The organism is Mycolicibacterium novocastrense (assembly GCF_001570485.1).
Taxonomy (GTDB): domain Bacteria; phylum Actinomycetota; class Actinomycetes; order Mycobacteriales; family Mycobacteriaceae; genus Mycobacterium; species Mycobacterium novocastrense.
In genome coordinates this window covers 412,443-434,467 of record NZ_BCTA01000036.1, presented here as the reverse complement: position 1 = coordinate 434,467, position 22,025 = coordinate 412,443, and the positions used below count along the sequence as shown (strand labels likewise).

Below are 22,025 nucleotides of genomic sequence, written 5' to 3'. Positions count from 1 at the left end.
CGGGATATCGAGCGGTGATGAACGTTGGCGGGTCGGTGGGAGGTGCAGCGTGGCATCTGTCGAGGAGCTAATGGCCGCGGCCGTCGAGCGCACCGGGCTCGACGACTTCGGTGAGGACTCGTTCCGGGAGGGCCTGGAGATCCTCGTCCGCGCCCTGCGCGACGAAGCTCGGCTCAACGCGCGCGGCGAGCACTTCGTCTACGACCGCATCAGGCTGCACCTGTCTCAGCGGCTCTTGGTGGAGGATTGGTACCGACGCCATCCCGGCATCGACGACGAGCAGATCCGCTCGCCGGTGTTCGGGCTGGGCCTGCCGCGGACGGGGTCGACCGCGCTGTCGTTTCTGCTCGCCCAGGATCCCGATGTCCGTTACCTGCGCAGCTGGGAGTCCGCGCAGCCGTGCCCTCCACCGTCGACCGTGCGCGGCGACGACCCCCGCATTCCGCCGGATCAGCGGCCCGTCCTCGTCGGCACTCGCCACCACGTGCCCACTGACGTCCGCGGCCCGATGGAATGCCTGGACCTGATGGCGCTCGACTTCAAATCCCAGATCTTCCAGGCCTACGCGCAGATTCCCAGCTACTCTCAATGGCTCTGTGACGCAGCTGATTTCACGTCGACCTACCGCTACGAACGACGGGTGCTCAAGTTGCTGCAGTGAGGGGAACCGACCCGCCCGTGGCGGCTCAAGTCACCGGCACACGTGCTTTCGCTGGACTATCTCGTCCGCGTGTTCCCTGACGCCCGCTTCGTCATGACACACCGCGATCCGGCCGACGTGCTGTTGTCGGTCGTCGACGTCTACGCCGACATCGTCGGCGGCTTCACCGACCACCTCGACCGGCGTTATCTCGGTGAGCTCAACGTCACCCAGTGGTCGACGGGCATCGCGCGGGTGATGGCGTTCCGCGAGAAGGCCGCGGATCGGTTCTACGACATCGACTTTCGTGCCATGCAGGACGATCCGATCGGTGAGGTCAAGCGGCTGTACAGCTGGCTCGGCGAGGGTGTGACCGACCGGTTCGAGGCGCATATGCGGACGTGGTGGGCCGAGAACGCCGAAAAGCGTGAGCCGCACCCCAAGGCTGACCCACAGGCGTTCGGTCTGGACGACAACGTGATTCGACCGTTGTTCGCCGCCTACGTAGACGCTTACGCCGGTGACTCTCGGCGTCCGGAACGGCAGAAGGAAAGTGCGCCATGACCCTCGACGTGACCGGCGGCATCGACCCGGCCCGCGAGTACATGTTCGACGAGCGGCCGCAGGACCCCGAGATGCGGGATGCGGTCAGCTTCTGGGTGTTCGACGAAAGCGGTGAGGTCGGCCTGCCCCGAATCGGCATCGAGGCGGTCGCGTCCAACTGGGGCGCCCACGGACTACAGGTCAACCTGGCGTTCGCCGACGGACGCGTCTACCGGTTACGCGACGACGGAAAGAGTAAGCCGGTGCGGGGCCGCGACGGCAAACCCACGGTGCTCGGGGCGGGGCCGCTGACGTTCGAGTGCGTGGCGCCGTTCGACACGTGGACGGTGGCGTTCGACGGCCGCGCGGTCGAGACGTCCTCGGAGGCGCTGGCCGCCGGCGACAAGAGCGGCCCGCTGGTCGACGTGCGGTTCGAGGTCGAAGCGACGATGGCGGTGCCGCCCTGGAGCCAGGGCGCGATGCGCGCGGACGCCGCCGATCAACTGCAGACCACGGTGGTCGGCGAATTGATGGGTGGCGCCCGTTACGAACAGTTGTTCCGCGCCGACGGTGCCGTGGAGGTGGCGGGTCGTCGGCAGCCGCTCACGGGTACCGGGCTGCGCATCCGTCGGCAGGGTGTCCGTCGGCTGGAGGGGTTCTGGGGACACTGCTGGCAGTCGGCGCTGTTCGACAGCGGACGTGCGTTCGGCTACATCGCCTACCCGCCGCGGCCCGGCGGTCAGCCGAACTACAACGAGGGGTACCTGTACCTCGGGGACTCGGCAGCGCTGATCCCCGCCCGCGTCGTTGAGGCCCCGTGGCTGCGCCGACTGCAACCGCGTGGGGAGGACGTGTCGATGGTGCTCGAGACGGCTCGCGGAACCGTGCGCATCGAGGGGGAGACCGTGCTGTCCACCCACGACATCACCGATCCCGCCGCGATCCCCGCCGAACAACTGGCAAAGATGGCGAACTGGACGTTTCCTGCCCTGCAGCAGGCCGGTGTGCGCTACCGCTGGGACGGCGAGGAGACGATCGGGATGCTGGAGCGGTCGAGCCCGATGGACCGCATCGAGCCAACGGCCGATCAGAACACGTAGTGCGGGATCAGCTCGTGCGCGCGTTGCAGGTTGGTCTGCATGCAGTCGGGGTCGGGTTCGGAGTAGATCGGCGAGTAGAACAGCGACTGCTGCAGGACGCCGTAGCTGGTGTCGAAGGCGATCATGCAGGTGATCCACCAGCGGTTGTTCCAGTCGGTCGGCTTCATCACCCAGTATTGCGCGGCGCGATGCCCGTCGATATCGAGTTGGACCGCGTCGACGGGCAGCGTCTGCTCATAGGTGCGCCAGACTATCGCCTCCACGGCCAGCTGATAGTTGCCCGCGTCGTAGCGGCACCGCAGCTGATCCTCCGGCGTCGGCGGGGTGAAGGTCAGGCCGATCGCCTGCACCGCCTCGAGCGGAATCTGCTTGCACGGGTTGAACGGTGACGGGTCGGTCGTCTCGATCACCGGCCACTTGATCGACGTCGTGACATTCGTCATCGGGATGTCGTCTGCTGTCACCCGCGGGGCACCTGCGGGGTTGGCCTGCCACACCACCATCACCGCAGCGATCAGCGCGCACAGCGCCGAGACCAAGCGCAGCTTGGTGAGCATGTCACCCCTTCGTTTCGGCAGTCCGACCCTGCGGGGAGTGTAGCGGGCCGCTCCCACCGCCCGAAGAGGAAACAAGAACCTGTTCTAGTTGCCGGGCGAACCACGTGCATCCGGTTAAGTACCCTGGTCAGTTGTGACACGCGACGGCCGACGACCCACCCTCTGGGCGATCAGCGACCTGCACACGGGTCACACAGGCAACAAACCCGTGACGGAGTCGCTGCACCCGGCCTCGCCCGACGACTGGCTCATCGTCGCCGGCGACGTCGCCGAACGCACCGACGAGATCCGGTGGGCCCTGGACCTGTTGCGCAAACGGTTCGCCAAGGTGATCTGGATTCCGGGCAACCACGAGCTGTGGACCACCAACCGCGACCCGATGCAGATCTTCGGCAAGGCCCGCTACGACTACCTGGTCAACATGTGCGACGAGATGGGCATCATCACGCCCGAGCACCCGTTCCCGGTGTGGACCGAGGAGGGCGGCCCGGCCACGATCGTGCCGATGTTCCTGCTGTACGACTACACCTTCCTGCCGGCGGGCGCGGCCACCAAGGCGGAGGGACTGGCCATCGCGCGCGAGCGCAACGTCGTCGGCACCGACGAGTTCCTGCTGTCCGCCGAGCCCTACGCCACCCGCGACGCGTGGTGCCGCGATCGGGTGGCCTACACCCGCAAACGGCTCGAGGACCTCGACTGGATGACGCCGACGGTGCTGGTCAACCACTTCCCGATGGTGCGCGAACCCTGCGACGCGATGTTCTATCCGGAGTTCTCGCTGTGGTGCGGCACCACCGCCACCGCCGACTGGCACACCCGCTACAACGCGGTGTGCTCGGTCTACGGGCACCTGCACATTCCGCGCACGACGTGGTACGACGGTGTGCGGTTCGAGGAGGTGTCGGTCGGTTACCCGCGAGAGTGGCGGCGCCGCAAGCCATATCGCTGGATGCGCCAGATCCTTCCGGATCCGCAGTATCCGCCCGGGTACCTCAACGAGTTCGGCGGCCACTTCCACATCACCCAGGAGATGCGGGAGAACGCCCAGAAGATGCAGCAACGGATCCGCGACAGGCAGGTCTCGCGATGACGGTCGCCGCTTCGCTGCTGTCCGGTGTGCTGCCGACGGCACCAGGGCTGGCCGCAGCCGAGGTCTACCGTGATCCGCCGGACCTCGCGCCGCTGCCCGAGGAGGAGTCACTGGTCGCCAGGTCGGTCGCCAAGCGACGCAACGAGTTCGTCACCGTGCGGTACTGCGCACGGTTGGCGCTTGCCGAGATCGGTGTCGGGCCTGTGCCGATTCTGAAGGGGGAGAAGGGCGAACCGTGCTGGCCCGACGGTGTCGTCGGTTCGCTGACGCACTGTGAGGGCTACCGGGGCGCAGTGGTCGGCCGGCGGGCCGAGGTGCGGTCGGTGGGTATCGACGCCGAACCGCACGGTGTGCTGCCCGACGGTGTGCTCGACGCGATCAGCCTGCCCGCCGAGCGAGCCGAACTGCGGCAGCTGCCCGAAGGGCTGCACTGGGACCGAATCCTGTTCTGCGCCAAAGAGGCAACCTACAAGGCGTGGTTCCCGGTGACTCACCGGTGGCTGGGTTTCGAGGACGCGCACATCGTCTTCGACGTCGACGACGGCGGCACCTCCGGTGGTTTCGTCTCGCGAATCCTGATCGACCCGGCGGCGATGCACGGACCGCCACTGGAAACCCTGACCGGCCGGTGGTCGGTCCGCGACGGTCTGGCGTTGACCGCGATCGTGCTATGACCGAGGCGGGGCTGGTCATCGTCGACAAACCCGCGGGCATGACGAGTCACGACGTCGTCGGCCGCTGCCGTCGGTTCTTCGGCACCCGCAAGGTCGGACACGCCGGGACCCTTGACCCGATGGCGACCGGTGTTCTGGTCGTCGGCATCGAGCGCGCCACCAAGATCCTCGGACTGCTGACGGCGACGGACAAGGCGTACCGCGCGACCATCCGCCTCGGCCAGACCACCTCCACCGATGACGCCGAAGGCGAGGTGCTGCACGAGGTTTCGGCCGGCCACGTCACCGACGAGGACATCGACCGCGCGGTCGCCGACCTGCGGGGTGAGATCGACCAGATCCCGTCAGCGGTGAGCGCGATCAAAATCGGCGGACAACGCGCCTACAAACTCGCGCGCGAAGGGCAAACCGTCGAGTTGGCACCCCGCCGCGTGCGGATCGACCTTTTCGCGGTACTCGAGGCACGGCACGAAGCCGGCGTCATCGACGTCGATGTCGAAGTGGAGTGCTCGAGCGGCACCTACATCCGTGCTTTGGCCCGCGACATCGGGGCCACGCTGGGGGTCGGTGGGCATCTCACGGCGTTACGACGCACCAGAGTCGGCGGCTTCGGGCTGACCGAGGCGCGCTCGCTGGACGAGCTCGCCGAAACACCACGGCTGTCGTACACCCTGGACGCCGCGTGTCTTCTGACGTTTCCGCGGCGGGACCTGACCGCCGACGAGGCCGAGGACGTGCGTCACGGCCGACCGCTCAAACCGGCGGGCATCGAGGGAATCTACGCCGCTACGGCTCAGGACGGGCAGGTCGTCGCGCTGCTGGAAGACAGGTCCGCTCGCACGAAGTCGGTCGTCGTGTTGCGTCCCGCGACCTTGTAGGCCGGCGCATCCGGGCGCATACTGACCCCCTCCTAGAGATGGGAGCCGACAATGGTGTCTGCGTACAAGGCTCTTCAGATCGCATTGGGCGTGTTCGGCGTGGTCGCCCTCTGCCTGTATCCGCTTGCCGCCGTGTGGCCGTCAGGATGGGCGTGGCATCCGGGACCACCGCACCACTCCGACTACTTCATGATGATCGTCGGGCTCTACGCCACGCTGGGCGTGTTCCTGGTGTGGGCGGCGCGAAACCCACGCGCTCATCTGAGCCTGATCTGGTTCACGGTGTGGTCCAGCGTCGTCCACGCCGTCATCATGGCGGTGCAGTCGGTCCGCGGTGAACACCAGACCGGGCATCTGCTGGGCGATGTGCCCGCGCTGCTGTTGGTTGCGATAGTGCTGGCGGTGCTCGTGCGGGCTTCTGGGCTCAAGATGTCCGAGGAACAGCCCGCCGCCCTGGAACGACGCTGACGGGCACCCAGCTGAAATGTGAGCGATGGCGCAAATCCGGCGGCCGGTTTCTCGCGGCCCACATTCGCGAAGGTGCCCGCCTCACAGCGAAAGATTCGCTGGCAGCGAATAATTCGCTGATAGGCGGGCACTCGTCGAAGTGGTCGGCAGCCCGACGGAGGACCACAAATCAGGGGTTCACAAACCAGGGGTTCACAAACCAGGGGTTCACAAACCAGGGGTTCACAAACCAGGGGTTCACAAACCAGGGGTTCGCAAACGAGCTAGCTCGCCACCACCCAGATCGCTTCTGCGGCCGGGCTTCCCAAGTCGACGGTGGTGTCGTGCCCGTCTGCGGACTCGATGGCCACCGAGATCATGCCGGCGAAGTCGCGCCGGGCCACCACGCGAAGCCGTGAGTCCAGGCTGATGCCGACACTGTCGAAGTACCGCAGCATCTCCGGATCGGCGTCGGAGATGCGCGCGATGGTGCCGCGGTCGCCGTCGTGGCACGCCGACAACTGGCGTGCGTCCGGGGTGGGCACGCGGCCGTCGGCGGCCGGGATCGGATCGCCGTGCGGATCGCGGGTCGGGTGCCCGAGCTTGGCGTCGATGCGGTCGAGCATCCGGTCCGACACCGCGTGCTCGAGCACCTCGGCCTCGTCGTGCACCTCGTCCCAGCTGTAGCCCAGCTCGCGAACGAGGAACGTCTCCATCAGCCGATGCCTGCGCACCATCGCCAAGGCCGCGGCCCGGCCGGCCTCGGTCAGCGTCACCGCGCCGTACTTCTCGTGGTCGACCAGGCCCTGGTCGGCGAGCTTGCGGATCGACTCCGAGGCGGTGCTGGCCGACACCCCGAGCCGCTCGGCCAACAGTTTGGTGCTCACCTTCTCCTGCGACCACTCCTGGACGGTCCAGATGACTTTCAGGTAGTCCTGGGCAACCGTCGTCAGGTCACGCGCATCGCCGGCAGGATTCACATTGAGAAAGTTTAGGCAATACTCACCTCATCCGGGGGATCCGGCGACGCGGCGAACCTCGGACGCGCCGTAGGCTTGCCCTCGTGCAGCGCTGGCGGGGACAAGACGAGATCCCGACGGACTGGGGCCGATGTGTGGTCACCATCGGGGTCTTCGACGGTGTGCATCGCGGACACCAGGAGCTGATCAACCACGCGGTCAAGGCCGGCCGGTCGCGTGGGGTGCCCACCGTGCTGATGACTTTCGATCCCCATCCGATGGAGGTCGTCTTCCCGGGCAGTCATCCCGCCCAGCTGACCACGCTGACCCGGCGCGCCGAACTGGTCGAGGAACTCGGCGTCGACGTCTTCCTGGTGATGCCGTTCACCGCCGACTTCATGAAGCTGACCCCGGAGCGCTACATCCATGAACTCCTGGTCGAGCGCCTGCATGTGGTCGAGGTCGTCGTGGGGGAGAACTTCACGTTCGGCAAGAAGGCGGCGGGCGATGTCCGCTTGTTGCGCCAGGCCGGCGAGCGCTTCGGCTTCGCTGTGGAGAGCATGACCCTGGTTTCCGAGGCTCTTGGGGTGGCCGACACCGCCCGCGACGAGGCCGTCACGTTCTCCTCGACCTACATCCGGTCCTGCGTCGACGCGGGCGATGTCGTCGCCGCCGCCGAGGCGTTGGGGCGCCCGCACCGCGTGGAGGGCGTCGTGGTGCGCGGCGACGGACGGGGCAAGGTGCTGGGTTTTCCGACCGCCAACGTGGCGCCGCCCATGTATTCGGCGATACCCGCCGACGGCGTCTATGCGGCGTGGTTCACCGTCCTCGGTCATGGACCGGTCGCGGGCAGCGTGATCCCCGGCGAGCGGTACCAGGCCGCGGTGTCGGTGGGGACCAACCCGACCTTCTCTGGGCGCACCCGCACCGTGGAGGCGTTCGTGCTCGACACCACGGCCGACCTGTACGGCCAGCACGTCGCCGTCGACTTCGTGGCCAGGCTGCGCGGCCAGGAGAAGTTCGCCAACGTCGACGACCTGGTGGAGCAGATGGGCCGCGACACCGAACACGCCCGCACGATCCTGACCCGCTGACGCCGAGCGCTCAGTCCCGAACACAAAACCCCAGGACAACGGGCCAACGCGAGTACATGGGTGAGCGCTCGGCGGATTTCGTGCTGTACACCCGCCGCTGCTAGACTGCCTGCCGACCGGGCGTGCGCTGCAGTTCGCGGCGGCCGCGCCTCCACGGGGCTCATGTCCCTTCCCGCGGACTGAAAAGATGGAGTTGTTTCGTGGCGCTCACCGCCGAAGAGAAAAAGTCGGTCCTGACCGAGTACGGACTGCATGACACCGATACCGGTTCGCCCGAGGCGCAGGTCGCGCTGCTGACCAAGCGGATCACCGACCTCACCGAGCACCTGAAGGTGCACAAGCACGATCACCACTCACGGCGCGGTCTGCTGCTGCTCGTCGGCCGCAGGCGCCGGCTGCTCAAGTACGTGGCCCAGGTCGACGTCCAGCGGTACCGCACGCTGATCGAACGACTCGGCCTGCGTCGCTGACCTCGTACCGGCGCGTGAACGCGCGCCGGGATTCGGCCGGGTACTCCTCGCAGAGTACGATGGCCTCGTTCGACTGCTTATTCGGCGCGAACGACCTGGGTGCGATTTTCGCAGCTCCGCGAGCATCGTTCCCGCGCGTCATAACCAGGACCTGCTCGATCGCGCGGTCTTCGGTAGTGGCTGCCGGAAGAACTGCCGGCAGCTTCGATCGATGGCCGTAGCCGCATCGGGGCCCGTGGTTCAAGCGCTGTGACGACGCGAAAACAGCTAAACAGTGGAGACACTGAATCAGAGAGGCCATACGGACACCTATGTCTGTAGTTGAAATTGAAGACGGCGTGTACGAAGCGACCGCCGTGATCGACAACGGGAGCTTCGGCACCCGCACCATCCGTTTCGAGACCGGCCGACTGGCCCAGCAGGCCGCCGGCGCCGTCGTCGCCTATCTCGACGACGAGACGATGTTGCTTTCGGCCACCTCGGCCAGCAAGAACCCCAAGGACCATTTCGACTTCTTCCCGTTGACCATCGACGTCGAAGAGCGCATGTACGCCGCGGGTCGCATCCCCGGCTCGTTCTTCCGCCGCGAAGGCCGCCCGTCGACCGACGCGATCCTGACTTGCCGGCTGATCGACCGTCCGCTGCGGCCGACGTTCGTCGACGGCTTGCGCAACGAGATCCAGGTCGTGGTCACCGTCTTGAGCCTGGATCCCAAGGATCTGTACGACGTGGTCGCGATCAACGCCGCGTCGGCGTCCACGCAGATCGCCGGCCTACCGTTCTCGGGCCCGGTCGGCGGCGTGCGTGTCGCGCTGATCGACGGAACCTGGGTGGCCTTCCCGACCGTCGAGCAGCTCGAGCGGGCGGTGTTCGACATGGTTGTCGCCGGTCGTGTCATCGAGGGCGGTGACGTGGCGATCATGATGGTCGAGGCCGAGGCCACCGACAATGTCATCGAGTTGGTCGCCGGCGGTGCGCAGGCGCCCACCGAGGCCGTCGTGGCCGAGGGCCTGGAGGCCGCCAAACCGTTCATCGCGAGCCTGTGCGCAGCCCAGCAGGAGCTGGCCGAGAGCGCCGCCAAGCCGACCGCGGACTACCCGGTGTTCCCGGAGTACGGCGAAGACGTCTATTACGCCGTCGCCTCGGTGGCCACCGACGCGTTGTCGGAGGCGCTGACGATCGCCGGTAAGGCCGAGCGCAACGACCGCACCGACGAGATCAAGGCCGAGGTGCTCGAGCGGCTGGCCGAGCAGTACGCGGGCCGCGAGAAGGAGGTCGGCGCCGCATTCCGGTCGCTGACCAAGAAGCTTGTGCGGCAACGCATTCTGACCGATCACTTCCGTATCGACGGCCGCGGCATCACCGACATCCGCGCGCTGAGCGCCGAGGTCGCAGTCGTCCCGCGGGCGCACGGCAGCGCGCTGTTCGAGCGTGGCGAGACCCAGATCCTGGGCATCACCACCCTCGACATGATCAAGATGGCCCAGCAGATCGACTCGCTGGGGCCCGAGACCAGCAAGCGCTACATGCACCACTACAACTTCCCGCCGTACTCGACCGGTGAGACCGGCCGTGTCGGTTCGCCGAAGCGCCGCGAGATCGGCCACGGTGCGCTGGCGGAGCGCGCGCTGATGCCGGTGCTGCCCAGCATCGAGGAGTTCCCGTACGCGATCCGTCAGGTGTCGGAGGCGTTGAGCTCCAACGGTTCCACCTCGATGGGTTCGGTGTGCGCCTCGACGCTGGCGCTGCTCAACGCCGGTGTGCCGCTGAAGGCTCCGGTCGCGGGCATCGCGATGGGCCTGGTGTCCGACGACATCGAAGTGGACGGTAAGACCGAGCGCCGGTTCGTCGCGCTCACCGACATCCTCGGTGCCGAGGATGCGTTCGGCGACATGGACTTCAAGGTCGCGGGCACCAAGGAGTTCGTCACCGCGCTGCAGCTGGACACCAAGCTCGACGGCATCCCGTCGCAGGTGCTGGCGGGCGCGCTGTCGCAGGCCAAGGATGCCCGGCTGACGATTCTCGAGGTGATGGCCGAGGCGATCGACGGCCCCGACGAGATGAGCCCGTATGCGCCGCGGATCACCACGATCAAGGTGCCGGTGGACAAGATCGGCGAGGTGATCGGCCCGAAAGGCAAGATCATCAACCAGATCACCGAGGAGACCGGCGCGTCGATCTCCATCGAGGACGACGGCACGGTGTTCGTCGGCGCCACCGACGGACCGTCGGCGCAGGCCGCGATCGACCGCATCAACGCGATCGCCAATCCGCAGCTGCCCAAGGTCGGCGAGCGATTCCTCGGAACCATCGTCAAGACAACGGATTTCGGTGCCTTCGTGTCGCTGCTTCCGGGTCGCGACGGGCTGGTCCACATCTCGAAGCTGGGACGTGGCAAGCGGATCGCCAAGGTCGAGGATGTCGTCAAAGTCGGCGACAAGCTGCGTGTGGAGATCGCCGACATCGACAACCGCGGCAAGATCTCGCTGATCCTGGTCGATGAGGAAGCCCCCGACTCGGAGACCGCACCGGCAGATGCCGCAGCGGCCAGCAGTTAGGGCGTTGCGCCACAACGGACGTGGCGACCGATCGTCGGAGGCAGTGCGTCGCACGCTGCTACCCGGTGGCCTGCGTGTGGTCACCGAGTACATCCCGTCGGTGCATTCGGCGTCGGTCGGGCTGTGGGTCGACGTCGGTTCGCGCGACGAGGGGCCGAGCGTTGCGGGCGCGGCGCACTTCCTCGAGCACTTGCTGTTCAAGGCGACGCCCACCCGGTCGGCGGTGGGCATCGCGCAGGCCGTCGACGCGGTCGGGGGTGAGTTGAACGCCTTCACCGCCCGCGAGCACACCTGCTACTACGCGCATGTGCTCGACTCCGATCTGGAGTTGGCCGTCGACCTCGTCGCCGATGTCGTGTTGCGCGGACAGTGCGCGGCCCAGGACGTCGAGGTCGAACGCGACGTCGTGCTCGAGGAGATCGCGATGCGCGACGACGATCCCGAGGACACTCTCGGCGACGTGTTTCTCGCCGCGATGTTCGGCTCGCACCCCGTTGGGCGCCCGGTGATCGGCAGCGTGGATTCGATCTCCTCGATGACACGCGCCCAACTGCACTCCTTCCACGTCCGCCGCTACACCCCCGAGCGAATGGTGCTCGCAGTGGCGGGCAACGTCGATCACGATGACGTGGTGTCGCTGGCGCGCGAGTACTTCGGTGCGCGACTGGTGCGGGGCCGCACACCGGTGCCACCGCGCAAGGGCATCGGCCGGGTCGGCGGGCGCCCGAGTCTGGAGCTGGTCAGCCGGGACTCCGAGCAGACGCACCTGACGCTGGGTGTGCGCACGCCCGGACGGCACTGGGAACACCGCTGGGCGCTGTCGGTGCTGAACACGGCGCTCGGCGGCGGCCTGAGTTCGCGGTTGTTTCAGGAGATTCGAGAGGCACGCGGGTTGGCGTACTCGGTGTACTCGACGGTCGACACCTTCTCCGACAGCGGAGCTCTGTCGGTTTACGCGGGTTGCCTGCCGGACCGCTTCGACGAGGTCGCCCGCGTGACCACCGATGTGCTCGAGGCGGTGGCGCGTGACGGGATCACCGAAGACGAGTGCCGCATCGCGAAGGGCTCCCTGCGCGGCGGACTGGTGCTTGGCCTCGAGGATTCGGGATCGCGGATGAACCGCATCGGACGCAGCGAACTGCATTTCGGCGAACACCGAACGATCGACGAGACGTTGGCGAAGATCGAGGCCGTGACGCTCGACGAGGTCAATTCCGTCGCGCGCCGGCTTTTGCGGCGGCCCTACGGCGGTGCTGTGCTCGGTCCGGTTCGGTCGAAACGGTCACTGCCTCAGCCGCTTCGGGCCATCGCCGGCTGATCACCTACGCTGGGGACCCATGACCGAGGTGCCACGGCGTCACGTTCTGATCGGTGGATTGACACTGGCGGCGCTGGCCGCATCGCCGCACAAGGCCGTCATGGCCGACCCTGACCGCCCCCCGCAGCCGGTCGAGGATCGACTCGGCGAGATGGAACGCCGCCAGAACGCGTTGATCGGGGTGTTCGCAACCGATCTCGGCACCGGGCGCACCATCGCACACCGAGCGCATGACATGTTCGCGATGTGCTCCACGTTCAAGACCTACGCCGCGGCGCGGGTGCTGCAGAAGGCCGAGCGCGGTGAGCTCGCGCTCACCGATCGCGTCACCATCGAACCGGGCGATATCGTGCCCAACTCGCCGGTGACCGAGGCGCACGTCGGGCAGACGATGACGCTGGCGCAGTTGTGTCAGGCCGCCCTGCAGCGAAGCGACAACGCCGCGGCCAACTGGCTGTTACGGGTCATTGGCGGTCCGTCCGGCGTGACCGATTTCGCCCGCAGCATCGGCGACCAGCGGTCCCGGCTCGACCGCTGGGAGATCGAGCTCAACGCGGCGGTGCCGGCAGACCCGCGCGACACCACGACGCCCGAGGCCATCGGGGCTGGATACCGGTCGATACTCACCGGCAACGTGCTCGCCGAGCCGCAACGCCGGCAACTCGAGGACTGGATGCGGACCAACCAGACGTCCAGCGTGCGACCCGTCCTGCCACCGGGCTGGGCGACGGCCGACAAGACCGGCAGTGGTGACTACGCGAGCACGAACGACGTCGGTATAGCGTACGGCCCGGCGGGCGAGCGACTTCTGCTGGCGATCATGACCAGGACCGCGGCAAACGACCCCGACGCCCCGAACGACCGCCAGTTAGTCGGTGACGTGGCTTCGGTGCTGGTGGCCGAACTCCTGGCCGCATGATGGCGAGGGCAGCAGCTTAGCCCGGCCACCCCTCGGGGCCGGGTCCAGCTGGCTTGTCAGCGGCTGTCCCCCCACGCTCTTGGCCCCCCTGCACTGAGCGCCAGCCGCTGGACTAAACCGTATGGCATCGAGCGCGACGGAGGAATCGGGCGAATCCCTATCTTTTTGCACCGGCACGTTTAAGGGTGCCGGGCAAACACGCGGAGATCGGGGTCAGAGCAGCATCGGCGACGGATCCGTATACGGCAGGTCGAGGTCGACGGCGACCTGTTCGGACAGCAGGGCGCCGTCGTGTGTGGACAAACCCCTCGCAAGCGAGGCGTCGGCCCGGCACGCCGCACGCCAGCCCAGCTCGGCCAGCTTGAGCACGTACGGCATGGTGGCGTTGGTCAGCGCGAAGGTCGACGTGCGGGGCACGGCGCCGGGCATATTGGCGACGCAGTAGAAGATCGTGTCGTGTACGGCATACGTCGGGTCGTCGTGCGTGGTCGGATGCGAATCCTCGAAGCACCCGCCCTGGTCGATGGCGATGTCGACCAGCACCGCACCGGGCTTCATATGAGCGACAGTCGAATTCGAAACCAAAGTGGGGGCTTTGGCGCCCGGCACCAGGACCGCGCCGATGGCGAGGTCGGCGTCCTTCACCGCGTCCTCGAGCTCCAGGATCGACGAGTAGCGGGTCTGCACGCGGCCGCCGAACTCCGCGTCCACGGCGCGCAGCTTGGTGAGACTGACGTCGAACACGGTGACGTGTGCGCCCATGCCCGTCGCGACCCGCGCGGCGTTGGCGCCGGCGGTGCCGCCGCCGATCACGACGACGTCGGCGGGAGCCACGCCCGGCACGCCGCCCATCAGGACGCCGCGGCCTCCGTGGCTGCGCATCAGGTGGTAGGCCCCGACCTGGGCCGCCAACCGCCCGGCAACCTCGCTCATCGGGGCCAGCAGCGGTAGGGCGCCGTCGGCGGCCTGAACGGTTTCGTAGGCGATCGACGTCGTCCCGGAAGCCAGCAGGGCTTCGGTGCACGGCCGCGATGCCGCCAGATGCAGGTAGGTGAACAGCGTCTGACCACGGCGCATGCGCTCGTATTCGGCGCCGATCGGCTCCTTGACCTTGAGCAGGAGGTCGGCCTGGGCCCATACCTCGTCGGCGCCGTTGATGAGCTGGGCGCCCGCGCGTTTGAAGTCGGCGTCCGAGATCGCCGAACCCTCACCCGCACCCGACTGAATGATCACCTCGTGACCGCGGTGCACGAGCTCGGCGACGCCGGCCGGGGTGATCGCGACCCGGTATTCGTTGTTCTTGATCTCGGTCGGAATGCCGACACGCATGACCGCTCCTCTGCTGAATGTGTACTCAGTGTGAAGAAGCTTCGTGTGATCAGCAATTGCTGTGCTTGAAATTCTGTACATTCGCACTATGGACGAAGCATCTTCATTGTCACGTACTTCTGGCGGTGCGGACCCGAAGGATGTTCGCCCGGTTCCCCTCGATGACGTCGACCGCCGGATTCTCACCGCGCTACACCGCGACGCGCGCATGCCGAACAGCGCACTTGCCGAGGCGGTCGGGATTGCGCCGTCGACATGCCATGGCAGGGTGCGGCGCCTTCAGGAGGCGGGGGTGATCCGCGGTTTCTACACCGACATCGATCCGGGCGCCATCGGTCTCCCGCTACAGGCGATGATCTCGGTGAGCCTGCAGTCCAGCGCTCGCGGCAGGATCCACAGCTTCATTCAGCAGATCCGGCGCAGACCGCAGGTGATGGACGTGTACTTTCTCGCGGGTGCCGACGACTTCATCCTCCACGTCGCCGCGCGTGACACCGACGACCTGCGGTCGTTCGTGGTGGAGAACCTCAACGCCGACGCCGACGTGGCCGGTACGCAGACGTCGCTGATCTTCGAACACCTGCGGGGGGCGTCACCACTGTAGCCGCGGAAGCGTTGCCGCTCAGGCGGTTTGGGTATAGCGTGCCGCCTCGGCGGCATACTGAGGCGGCACGCACACCTCGTACCGGCGGGCTTCGAGTGACTCGACGCTGGAGAAGTCCCGTTCGCCTCGGGTCGCCACATGCGCGACGAACCCGAAAACCGCACCCCAAAACGCCCCGATCGCCAATGCGATCAGCATCGTCACGATCCAGACCGGCCCCACGGTGAAAATGGCGAAGAGCAAGCCGATGAACAACCCGAACCAGGCGCCGCTGGCCGCGCCGGCGAACGCCGCCCGTCCCTTGGTCATACGTCCCGTGATGCGCTCGACCGTGCGCAGGTCGTCGCCGATGATGCGCACGTGCTCGACGGGGAAGCCACCGTCGGACATGCGGTCCACCAGCCGTTGCGCGTCGGCATAGTTGTCGAACGTCGCGATGACCTGGCGAGCGGGCCGCTGGTCACCCACCTGCTGCTCGGGCCGTCCACTCATATCCGTCACTTCGAACTCCATCTGCTGTCGTTCCGGTGTGCCGTCATGAATGGTTACCCGCTTTCCCGCGGCATTGCCGCCGAATGCGGCGATTCGGTCGCTTCGATCAGCGTCGACCCCGGGTGGATAAGGTGACGCCATGCGAGTCGGAGTGCTGGGCGCAAAGGGCAAGGTCGGCGCGACGATGGTCGAGGCCGTGCAAGCCGCCGAAGACCTGACCTTCACCGCGGGAGTCGACGCGGGCGATCCGTTGAGCCTGCTGACCGACAGCCAGACCGAGGTCGTCATCGACTTCACCCATCCCGACGTCGTGATGGACAACCTCGAGTTCCTCATCGAGAACGGGATACACGCCGTCGTCGGCACCACCGGGTTCACCGACGAGCGGCTGGCCACGGTCCGGGCATGGCTGGACACCAAACCGGGCGCGGCGGTCCTGATCGCGCCGAACTTCGCGATCGGCGCGGTGCTGTCAATGCATTTCGCACAGCAGGCCGCGCGGCATTTCGAATCGGTCGAAGTCATCGAACTGCACCATCCGCACAAGGCCGACGCCCCGTCCGGTACCGCGGCGCGCACCGCGCGACTCATCGCCGAGGCGCGAAAAGGCATGCCGCCCAACCCCGATGCCACCAGCACGGGTCTCGACGGTGCGCGGGGCGCCGACGTCGACGGTGTTCCAGTTCATTCGGTGCGCCTGGCGGGGCTGGTCGCCCATCAGGAGGTGCTGTTCGGCACACAAGGGGAGACGCTGACCATCCGGCACGACAGCCTGGACCGGACCTCCTTCGTGCCCGGAGTCCTGCTGGCGGTGCGCAGGGTGGCCGAACGGCCGGGGCTCACCGTGGGTATCGAGCCGCTCCTCGACCTCTGATGGCCGACGGCGGCCGCGTCCTGCGCATCCAACTGCTGATCGGCTTCATGTGTGTCGCGCTGGTCGTGTACTTCGTGCTGCTCGGGCGCCTGGCGATGGCATTCGTCACGACCGGAGAGCCCGCGGCCGTGGGCTTGGGGCTGGCGCTGATGGTGCTCCCGCTGATCGGGCTGTGGGCGATGCTCAGCACACTGCGCGCGGGCCTGGCCCATCAGCGGCTCGCGCGGATCGTCCACGACGAGGGGATGGAGCTCGACGTCAGCGCGCTGCCCCGGATGCCGTCGGGGCGAATCCAGCGTGAGGCCGCCGACGCGCTGTTCGTCACCGTGCGTGCGGAGCTGGAAAACGACCCGCAGAACTGGCGACGGTGGTATCGACTGGCGCGTGCCTACGACTACGCCGGTGACCGCAGCCGGGCGCGCGAAGCGATGAAGAGAGCGGTCGAGATGGAAGAGCGCGAGCCGTGAGCAAAACGTTGTTGATCATCCATCACACTCCGTCGCCACACTGCCAAGAGATGCTCGAGGCGGTCGTGGCAGGCGCAACCGATCCGGAGATCGAAGGCGTGGAAGTGGTGCGCCGACCAGCGCTCACGGTGTCTCCGGTCGAGATGTTGGAGGCTGACGGCTATCTGCTGGGCACGCCCGCCAACCTCGGATATCTCAGCGGTGCCCTCAAGCATGCCTTCGACCAGTCGTACTACCAACTGCTCGACACCACCCAAGGACGGTCGTTCGGGGCCTACATTCACGGCAACGAGGGCACCGAGGGAGCCGAGCGGGGTCTCATGGCCATCACTACTGGGCTTGGCTGGGTGCAGGCTGCGGAGACGGTTCTTGTCATGGGTAAGCCGACCAAGGCCGACGTCGAAGCCTGCTGGAACCTCGGCGCAACAGTCGCTGCTCAGCTGATGGAATAGCTGTCAAGCTTCAGAGGCTCCTGGATTGTCGCAAATCCTCACTGCAGCATAGTGTTCGACGTACGACCGATGGTGTAGGCCGAAGTAGGTGCAGGTGCGATTCTCGAGGTCGACGACATAGCGGAGAACGCCGGCTCGCCACGCCGCTGCGGCAAACTCTCGAAAACTGGTCTCACCCGCCTGGTCGGCGCGCAGCGCGGCGACGAGCGCCTCTTGGTTGAACGGTGGCACCTCCGACATGCCGTCGACCAGGGGCACGTCCTGGATGCAGACTGGACCGAGATCGGTCTCATACAGGCTGTGCATCGCTGGAAGCCACCAGGTATTGATTCGGACACCGGCGCGCCGCATCGTTTCAGCCAGATGCGGGAAGCCCTGGACCGGTGGACGACGCGCAACGGCATCACGCTGTGCCGCTTGAAGATTCGCTATTGCTGCGCTCATGTTCCTCCGATTCCAGTCACAACTCGAGCTGATTGACAATTATGAACCATAATGACAACATATTATCAAATGGATAACAGCGCGGATGAGATGGCACTGCTGATCGCAGACGTATACGAACTCGCCGGGCTCTTGCGGCGCTCAGGTGAAGCCATCGCGGCCGGCGAGGGGCAGACGCAGGCGCGATGGCAGTTGCTCAGCGCGGTCTCTGAACTACCGCTGACCGTGCCGCAAGCCGCTCGCCGCCTCGGGGTCACACGTCAGGGGGTGCAAAGGGTTGCCAACGATCTGGTCGCTGCCGGCCTCGGCGAATTCAGACCCAACCCCGACCACCGCACATCGCCTCTCTTGGCGCCAACCGCCGAAGGCCATCGTGTTCTGCGGGGAATCACCGAACGTGCGCTCGTCGTCAACAATCGACTTGCCGACGCATTGGAGCCTTCGACGCTGCAGGCGACGCGCGAGGCGATACAACGGATGATCACCGCGCTGCAAGATCGAGCGCCCATAAGGTAACCATCACGACCGTTGGCCGCCACGTTGATGGAGGATTAGCCATGCCGGGAATCGCCGAACTCGCCCTGGGCGCAGCGCCACTCGCCGGCGGCGCGCTGCTCGGAATCGCCGCGGGCAACCTCCGCGGACCTGACTTCCGCGGAATGATCACCAAGGACATGGACCTGCTCGAGCGCATACCCGACGACCAGCCCGAACTCAAGGCGCGGCTGAAAGCCAGCATCGACCATCGCATCGAAGACATGATCAGCGCCGCCGAGCGCAGCCGCGACCTGCGGCTGGCGGCGATGTCGTACCGCGGCAACTGGCGCGACATCGTGGTGTTCGTCTGCGCGATCCTGTTCACCATCGTCTGGTGGAACGTCGACCACGACCGGACGAACTGGCTGCTGATGTTCATCGTGATGATCCTCGCGACGATCGTCGCCGGGATCTACGCTGCACGCGGTCTGCTGCGGTCGCTGCAGATGTTGCTGCGCAGACGTCGTCCTCAGTAGTGGTAGGTGTCCGACGGAGCCGGGATGTGCGCCGGATCGTCGACGTCGTCGAACTCCGACACCTCGATGCCGTACGCGCGGGCCAGATCGAGGATCTTGTTCGCTCTCGCGATACGGGGTAGATCGGACCCGTTGCGGATCTCACCGCCGTCGCGGTCGAACTCGACGAAAAACTCTTTGGCCCAGGCGATTTCCTCGGGCGACGGGGAGAGCCCCTCGTTGACGGTGGTGCACTGCTCGGGTGTCAGGCAGATCTTGCCCGTCATGCCGAATTCGACGGACACCGCCGTGGCCTCGCTGAGCTTGAGCGCACTCGAACCGACCGTGGGACCGTCGATCGCGCTCGGCAGGTGGGCGGCCTTGGCCGCGATGGTGAACCGCGACCGCGCGTAGGCGAGGGTGGTCGGACTCTCGCCGAAGCCGGTGTCGCGCCGGAAGTCGCCGATGCCGAAGGCCAGCCGGAACGTGCCCTTCGCGGCGGCGATGGCGGTGATGCGCTCGAGCCCCCGGGCGGTTTCGACCAGCGCGACGATCGGCACACCCGGGAGCCGGTTGGCGGTTTCGGTGACGTGGTCGACGGATTCGACCATCGCGAGCATGACCCCACCGACCGACGTCTTCGCCAGCGCCGCGAGGTCGTCGGCCCACCACGGCGTGCCGAACCCGTTGACGCGGACCCAGTCGGTGTTGCCCTCGGTCAGCCAGCGGACGACGTTTTCGCGGGCCGCGGTCTTGTCCTTCGGCGCGACCGCGTCCTCGATGTCCAGGACGACGATGTCGGCTCGGGACCGCACGGCAGGCGCGAACCGGTCGTACTGTGCGCCGTTCACCAGCAGCCAGCTGCGGGCCAGCACCGGGTCGATACGCGAGCCGACGTCCTCATGGTCCGCGTGAGCGCCGTGATCCGAAACGTCCATCGGATCATCGTCGCGTATCGCCCCGGCAGGGTGTGTCCGGACCCGGTCAAATGCACCTCAATCGGGCAGAGCGGATTCGAAGAGCTCCTGCAGAGCAATCCAGTGCCGCTGGGCGGCCTCTTCGTCGTACGGGGCGTTGTCGGGCACCGCGAAGCCGTGGCCGGCGGGATAGAACTCCACCGTGTGGGCGACGTTCGCCGCGGTCAGAGCCTTGTCGAGGGTCTCGGCGTGCGCGGTCGTGAAGCTCTGGTCCTTCTCGGCGCCGGCGACGTAGACGGTGGCCTTCATCCGGTCGGCGAGCAGGTGCGGGCTGGTGGGTTCGTCGGTGACCAGCCCACCGGCGTGGAACGATCCCGCCGCGGCGACCCGATCGGGCACCCGGCCGGCGACGATCACCGAGGTGCGCCCGCCCATGCAGTAGCCGCAGACGCCGAATGCGTCACCTTTGACCTCGGGCCGGGACTGCAGGAAGTCGAAGAACGCCGCGGCGTCGGAGGCCATCATGTCGGGGGTGATCGAGGAGATCATCGAGAACAGGCGACTGCGCTGCTTCGCGTCGGTGAACGCGGTCCGCATGTCGAACGGTTCCCAGTCGCCGTGGCGGTAGTACACATCGGGGAGCAGCACGGCGTGGCCGAAGCCGGCCAGCCGCGCGGCCATTTCCTGGAAGGTGTCGCGGACGCCGCCGGCGTCGACGTACATGACGACACCGGTCCACGGTCCGGGACCGTTCGGGGTGTGCAGGGTGACAGGGCAGGTGCCGTCGGGAGTGGTGACGGTCGCGGAGATACTCGGCATGGCCTCCGTTCTACTCGGCGGGTCTGGAAGTAAGCTGACCGGCGTGCCGATCGCTGGATCCTTGAGCGCGCCGTATGAGGACCTCCTGCGGCTGGTGATGGAGCGCGGGACGCCGAAGTCCGACCGCACCGGCACGGGCACCCGCAGCGTGTTCGGCCACCAGATGCGCTATGACCTCGCGGCCGGTTTTCCGCTGATCACCACCAAGAAGGTGCACACCAAGTCGATCATCTACGAGCTGCTGTGGTTCTTGCGCGGTGACTCGAACGTCCGCTGGCTGCAGGAGCGCGGCGTCACCATCTGGGACGAATGGGCCTCTCCGACAGGGGATCTCGGCCCTGTATACGGCGTACAGTGGCGTTCCTGGCCGACACCGTCGGGTGAGCACATCGACCAGATCAGCGCAGCGCTGGAGCTGTTGAAGTCCGATCCCGACTCGCGCCGCAACATCGTCTCGGCATGGAACGTCGGGGAGATTCCGCAGATGGCGCTGCCGCCGTGCCACGCGTTCTTCCAGTTCTACGTCGCCGACGGCAAACTGTCGTGCCAGCTGTATCAGCGCAGCGCCGATCTGTTTCTCGGGGTGCCGTTCAACATCGCCAGCTACGCGCTGTTGACCCACATGATGGCGGCGCAGGCCGGGCTGGCGGTCGGCGAGTTCATCTGGACGGGCGGGGACTGCCACATCTACGACAATCACGTCGAGCAGGTGCGATTGCAGCTCAGCCGCGATCCCCGCCCTTACCCGGAACTCGTTCTCGCGCCGCGGGATTCGATCTTCGACTACACCTACGAAGACGTCGCCATCCTCAATTACGATCCGCACCCGGCGATCAAGGCCCCGGTTGCGGTCTGACGTCGGGCTCATCTGGGCGCAGTCCAGTTCGGGTGTCATCGGCCGCGGCGGCGGTATCCCGTGGCGCCTGCCCGAGGATCAGGCCCGGTTCAAGGAACTGACGATGGGGCACACCGTGGTGATGGGCCGGTTGACGTGGGAGTCGCTGCCCGCCAAGGTCCGTCCGCTACCCGGGCGTCGCAACGTGGTGCTCACCCACCGGCCCGACTATGCGGCCGAGGGAGCAGAAGTGGTCGCATCGCTGGACGACGCGCTGACCGACGATCCGGTCTGGGTGATCGGCGGCGCGCAGATCTACACGGCGGCCCTGCCGATCGCCACGCGCTGCGAGGTGACCGAGATCGAGATCGACCTGCCGCGTCAGGACGCCGACGTGATGGCCCCGGTGCTCGACGAGTCCTGGATCGGCGCGGCGGGGGACTGGCTGACCAGCACATCGGGTCTGCGCTACCGGTTCTACAGCTACCGGCGGCGCTGACGGTTTTCGCCGAAAACCCGCTCAGCTGGGGACGGTTTCACCGCGGATTGCGTA

Annotated in this window: 25 protein-coding genes and 1 pseudogene; 19 read left to right on the top strand and 7 right to left on the bottom strand. The window is 66.8% G+C overall.

Annotated elements, in window-relative coordinates; translation table 11 throughout:
- Positions 1-49: 49 nt before the first annotated feature.
- Together RMCN_RS15220 and RMCN_RS15215 are read left to right on the top strand one after the other, a co-directional pair.
- Positions 50-1,204, top strand: a pseudogene (locus tag RMCN_RS15220) (sulfotransferase family protein).
- Positions 1,201-2,283 carry a DUF7064 domain-containing protein gene (locus RMCN_RS15215; RefSeq protein WP_067390515.1) on the top strand — a complete coding sequence of 361 codons (1,083 nt, stop codon included), beginning with the start codon at positions 1,201-1,203 and terminating at the stop codon, positions 2,281-2,283. The pseudogene RMCN_RS15220 and the gene RMCN_RS15215 overlap by 4 nt, the downstream one beginning before the upstream one ends.
- Here RMCN_RS15215 and RMCN_RS15210 read toward each other — a convergent pair.
- Entirely contained in the window at positions 2,271-2,840 is a 570-nt protein-coding gene (locus RMCN_RS15210; protein WP_064414982.1) for a DUF3558 domain-containing protein, read from the bottom strand. The two genes, RMCN_RS15215 and RMCN_RS15210, sit on opposite strands and share 13 nt — an antisense overlap.
- Positions 2,841-2,973: 133 nt before the next feature.
- Here RMCN_RS15210 and RMCN_RS15205 point away from each other — a divergent pair, with 133 nt between their 5' ends.
- The 4 genes from RMCN_RS15205 to RMCN_RS15190 are packed head-to-tail and all read left to right on the top strand — an operon-like array spanning position 2,974 to position 5,950.
- Complete coding sequence (locus RMCN_RS15205) at positions 2,974-3,930, top strand: ACP phosphodiesterase PptH (RefSeq protein WP_064414983.1); 957 nt, start codon at positions 2,974-2,976, stop codon at positions 3,928-3,930.
- Entirely contained in the window at positions 3,927-4,604 is a 678-nt protein-coding gene (gene pptT, locus RMCN_RS15200) for a 4'-phosphopantetheinyl transferase PptT (RefSeq protein WP_067390512.1), read from the top strand. The genes RMCN_RS15205 and pptT overlap by 4 nt, the downstream gene beginning before the upstream one ends.
- Positions 4,601-5,482, top strand: a complete 882-nt coding sequence (gene truB / locus RMCN_RS15195; protein ID WP_067390509.1) for a tRNA pseudouridine(55) synthase TruB — start codon at positions 4,601-4,603, stop codon at positions 5,480-5,482. The genes pptT and truB overlap by 4 nt, the downstream gene beginning before the upstream one ends.
- A gap of 51 nt (positions 5,483-5,533) precedes the next feature.
- Entirely contained in the window at positions 5,534-5,950 is a 417-nt protein-coding gene (locus RMCN_RS15190) for a DUF6632 domain-containing protein (RefSeq protein WP_067390506.1), read from the top strand.
- Positions 5,951-6,213: 263 nt separating this feature from the next.
- Here the strand turns inward: RMCN_RS15190 and mntR are convergent, their stop codons facing one another.
- Positions 6,214-6,909 (bottom strand): manganese-binding transcriptional regulator MntR, encoded by a 696-nt coding sequence (gene mntR, locus RMCN_RS15185; RefSeq protein ID WP_067390503.1) that lies wholly within the window; start codon positions 6,907-6,909, stop codon positions 6,214-6,216.
- 83 nt (positions 6,910-6,992) lie between these two features.
- Here mntR and RMCN_RS15180 point away from each other — a divergent pair, with 83 nt between their 5' ends.
- From RMCN_RS15180 to bla, 5 genes are all read left to right on the top strand, one after another.
- Positions 6,993-7,982, top strand: coding sequence for a bifunctional riboflavin kinase/FAD synthetase (locus RMCN_RS15180; protein WP_067390500.1), 990 nt, complete (start codon positions 6,993-6,995; stop codon positions 7,980-7,982).
- A gap of 200 nt (positions 7,983-8,182) precedes the next feature.
- Positions 8,183-8,452, top strand: coding sequence for a 30S ribosomal protein S15 (gene rpsO / locus RMCN_RS15175; RefSeq protein WP_064349735.1), 270 nt, complete (start codon positions 8,183-8,185; stop codon positions 8,450-8,452).
- Between the two features lie 311 nt (positions 8,453-8,763).
- The gene (locus tag RMCN_RS15170; protein WP_064414989.1) at positions 8,764-11,010 is read left to right on the top strand and encodes a polyribonucleotide nucleotidyltransferase; all 2,247 of its coding nucleotides are present in this window, start codon (positions 8,764-8,766) and stop codon (positions 11,008-11,010) included.
- Positions 10,988-12,328: a M16 family metallopeptidase gene (locus RMCN_RS15165; RefSeq protein WP_084377416.1), complete on the top strand. Its 1,341-nt coding sequence runs from the start codon at positions 10,988-10,990 to the stop codon at positions 12,326-12,328. Before RMCN_RS15170 ends, RMCN_RS15165 begins: the two co-directional genes overlap by 23 nt.
- A 19-nt stretch (positions 12,329-12,347) precedes the next feature.
- Positions 12,348-13,247, top strand: coding sequence for a class A beta-lactamase (gene bla / locus RMCN_RS15160; RefSeq protein ID WP_067390493.1), 900 nt, complete (start codon positions 12,348-12,350; stop codon positions 13,245-13,247).
- 213 nt (positions 13,248-13,460) lie between these two features.
- Here bla and ald read toward each other — a convergent pair whose 3' ends face one another.
- A complete protein-coding gene (gene ald / locus RMCN_RS15155) occupies positions 13,461-14,576 on the bottom strand; it encodes an alanine dehydrogenase (protein WP_067390490.1) in 1,116 nt (371 codons plus the stop codon).
- Positions 14,577-14,664: 88 nt separating this feature from the next.
- Here ald and aldR point away from each other — a divergent pair, with 88 nt between their 5' ends.
- Positions 14,665-15,180 (top strand): HTH-type transcriptional regulator AldR, encoded by a 516-nt coding sequence (gene aldR / locus RMCN_RS15150; RefSeq protein WP_067390488.1) that lies wholly within the window; start codon positions 14,665-14,667, stop codon positions 15,178-15,180.
- 18 nt (positions 15,181-15,198) lie between these two features.
- On the opposite strand, the gene RMCN_RS15145 is transcribed toward aldR, so the two are convergent.
- On the bottom strand, positions 15,199-15,813 hold the full coding sequence (locus tag RMCN_RS15145) for a YflT domain-containing protein (protein ID WP_234787670.1): 615 nt from the start codon (positions 15,811-15,813) through the stop codon (positions 15,199-15,201).
- On the opposite strand from RMCN_RS15145, the gene dapB reads away from it, so the two are divergent.
- From dapB to RMCN_RS15130, 3 genes are read left to right on the top strand one after another with little or no spacing between them, the layout of a single operon-like run.
- Complete coding sequence (dapB, locus tag RMCN_RS15140) at positions 15,812-16,546, top strand: 4-hydroxy-tetrahydrodipicolinate reductase (protein WP_067390484.1); 735 nt, start codon at positions 15,812-15,814, stop codon at positions 16,544-16,546. The two genes, RMCN_RS15145 and dapB, sit on opposite strands and share 2 nt — an antisense overlap.
- Positions 16,546-17,013: a hypothetical protein gene (locus RMCN_RS15135; RefSeq protein ID WP_067390481.1), complete on the top strand. Its 468-nt coding sequence runs from the start codon at positions 16,546-16,548 to the stop codon at positions 17,011-17,013. The genes dapB and RMCN_RS15135 overlap by 1 nt, the downstream gene beginning before the upstream one ends.
- A 50-nt stretch (positions 17,014-17,063) precedes the next feature.
- Entirely contained in the window at positions 17,064-17,465 is a 402-nt protein-coding gene (locus tag RMCN_RS15130; RefSeq protein WP_110765863.1) for a flavodoxin family protein, read from the top strand.
- 3 nt (positions 17,466-17,468) lie between these two features.
- On the opposite strand, the gene RMCN_RS15125 is transcribed toward RMCN_RS15130, so the two are convergent.
- Positions 17,469-17,909, bottom strand: coding sequence for a DUF1398 family protein (locus RMCN_RS15125; RefSeq protein ID WP_067390478.1), 441 nt, complete (start codon positions 17,907-17,909; stop codon positions 17,469-17,471).
- Between the two features lie 69 nt (positions 17,910-17,978).
- On the opposite strand from RMCN_RS15125, the gene RMCN_RS15120 reads away from it, so the two are divergent.
- Positions 17,979-18,425, top strand: a complete 447-nt coding sequence (locus RMCN_RS15120) for a MarR family winged helix-turn-helix transcriptional regulator (protein ID WP_064414997.1) — start codon at positions 17,979-17,981, stop codon at positions 18,423-18,425.
- Between the two features lie 41 nt (positions 18,426-18,466).
- Positions 18,467-18,922: a hypothetical protein gene (locus tag RMCN_RS15115; RefSeq protein ID WP_067390475.1), complete on the top strand. Its 456-nt coding sequence runs from the start codon at positions 18,467-18,469 to the stop codon at positions 18,920-18,922.
- On the opposite strand, the gene RMCN_RS15110 is transcribed toward RMCN_RS15115, so the two are convergent.
- Both RMCN_RS15110 and RMCN_RS15105 read right to left on the bottom strand, forming a co-directional pair.
- Positions 18,916-19,839 carry an HpcH/HpaI aldolase/citrate lyase family protein gene (locus RMCN_RS15110; RefSeq protein WP_064414999.1) on the bottom strand — a complete coding sequence of 308 codons (924 nt, stop codon included), beginning with the start codon at positions 19,837-19,839 and terminating at the stop codon, positions 18,916-18,918. The two genes, RMCN_RS15115 and RMCN_RS15110, sit on opposite strands and share 7 nt — an antisense overlap.
- 57 nt (positions 19,840-19,896) lie before the next feature.
- The gene (locus tag RMCN_RS15105) at positions 19,897-20,637 is read right to left on the bottom strand and encodes a dienelactone hydrolase family protein (protein ID WP_064415000.1); all 741 of its coding nucleotides are present in this window, start codon (positions 20,635-20,637) and stop codon (positions 19,897-19,899) included.
- 97 nt (positions 20,638-20,734) lie between these two features.
- On the opposite strand from RMCN_RS15105, the gene RMCN_RS15100 reads away from it, so the two are divergent.
- Both RMCN_RS15100 and RMCN_RS15095 read left to right on the top strand, forming a co-directional pair.
- Positions 20,735-21,493, top strand: a complete 759-nt coding sequence (locus RMCN_RS15100; protein WP_067391171.1) for a thymidylate synthase — start codon at positions 20,735-20,737, stop codon at positions 21,491-21,493.
- A complete protein-coding gene (locus tag RMCN_RS15095; RefSeq protein WP_064415001.1) occupies positions 21,483-21,971 on the top strand; it encodes a dihydrofolate reductase in 489 nt (162 codons plus the stop codon). Before RMCN_RS15100 ends, RMCN_RS15095 begins: the two co-directional genes overlap by 11 nt.
- Positions 21,972-22,025 lie beyond the last annotated feature (54 nt).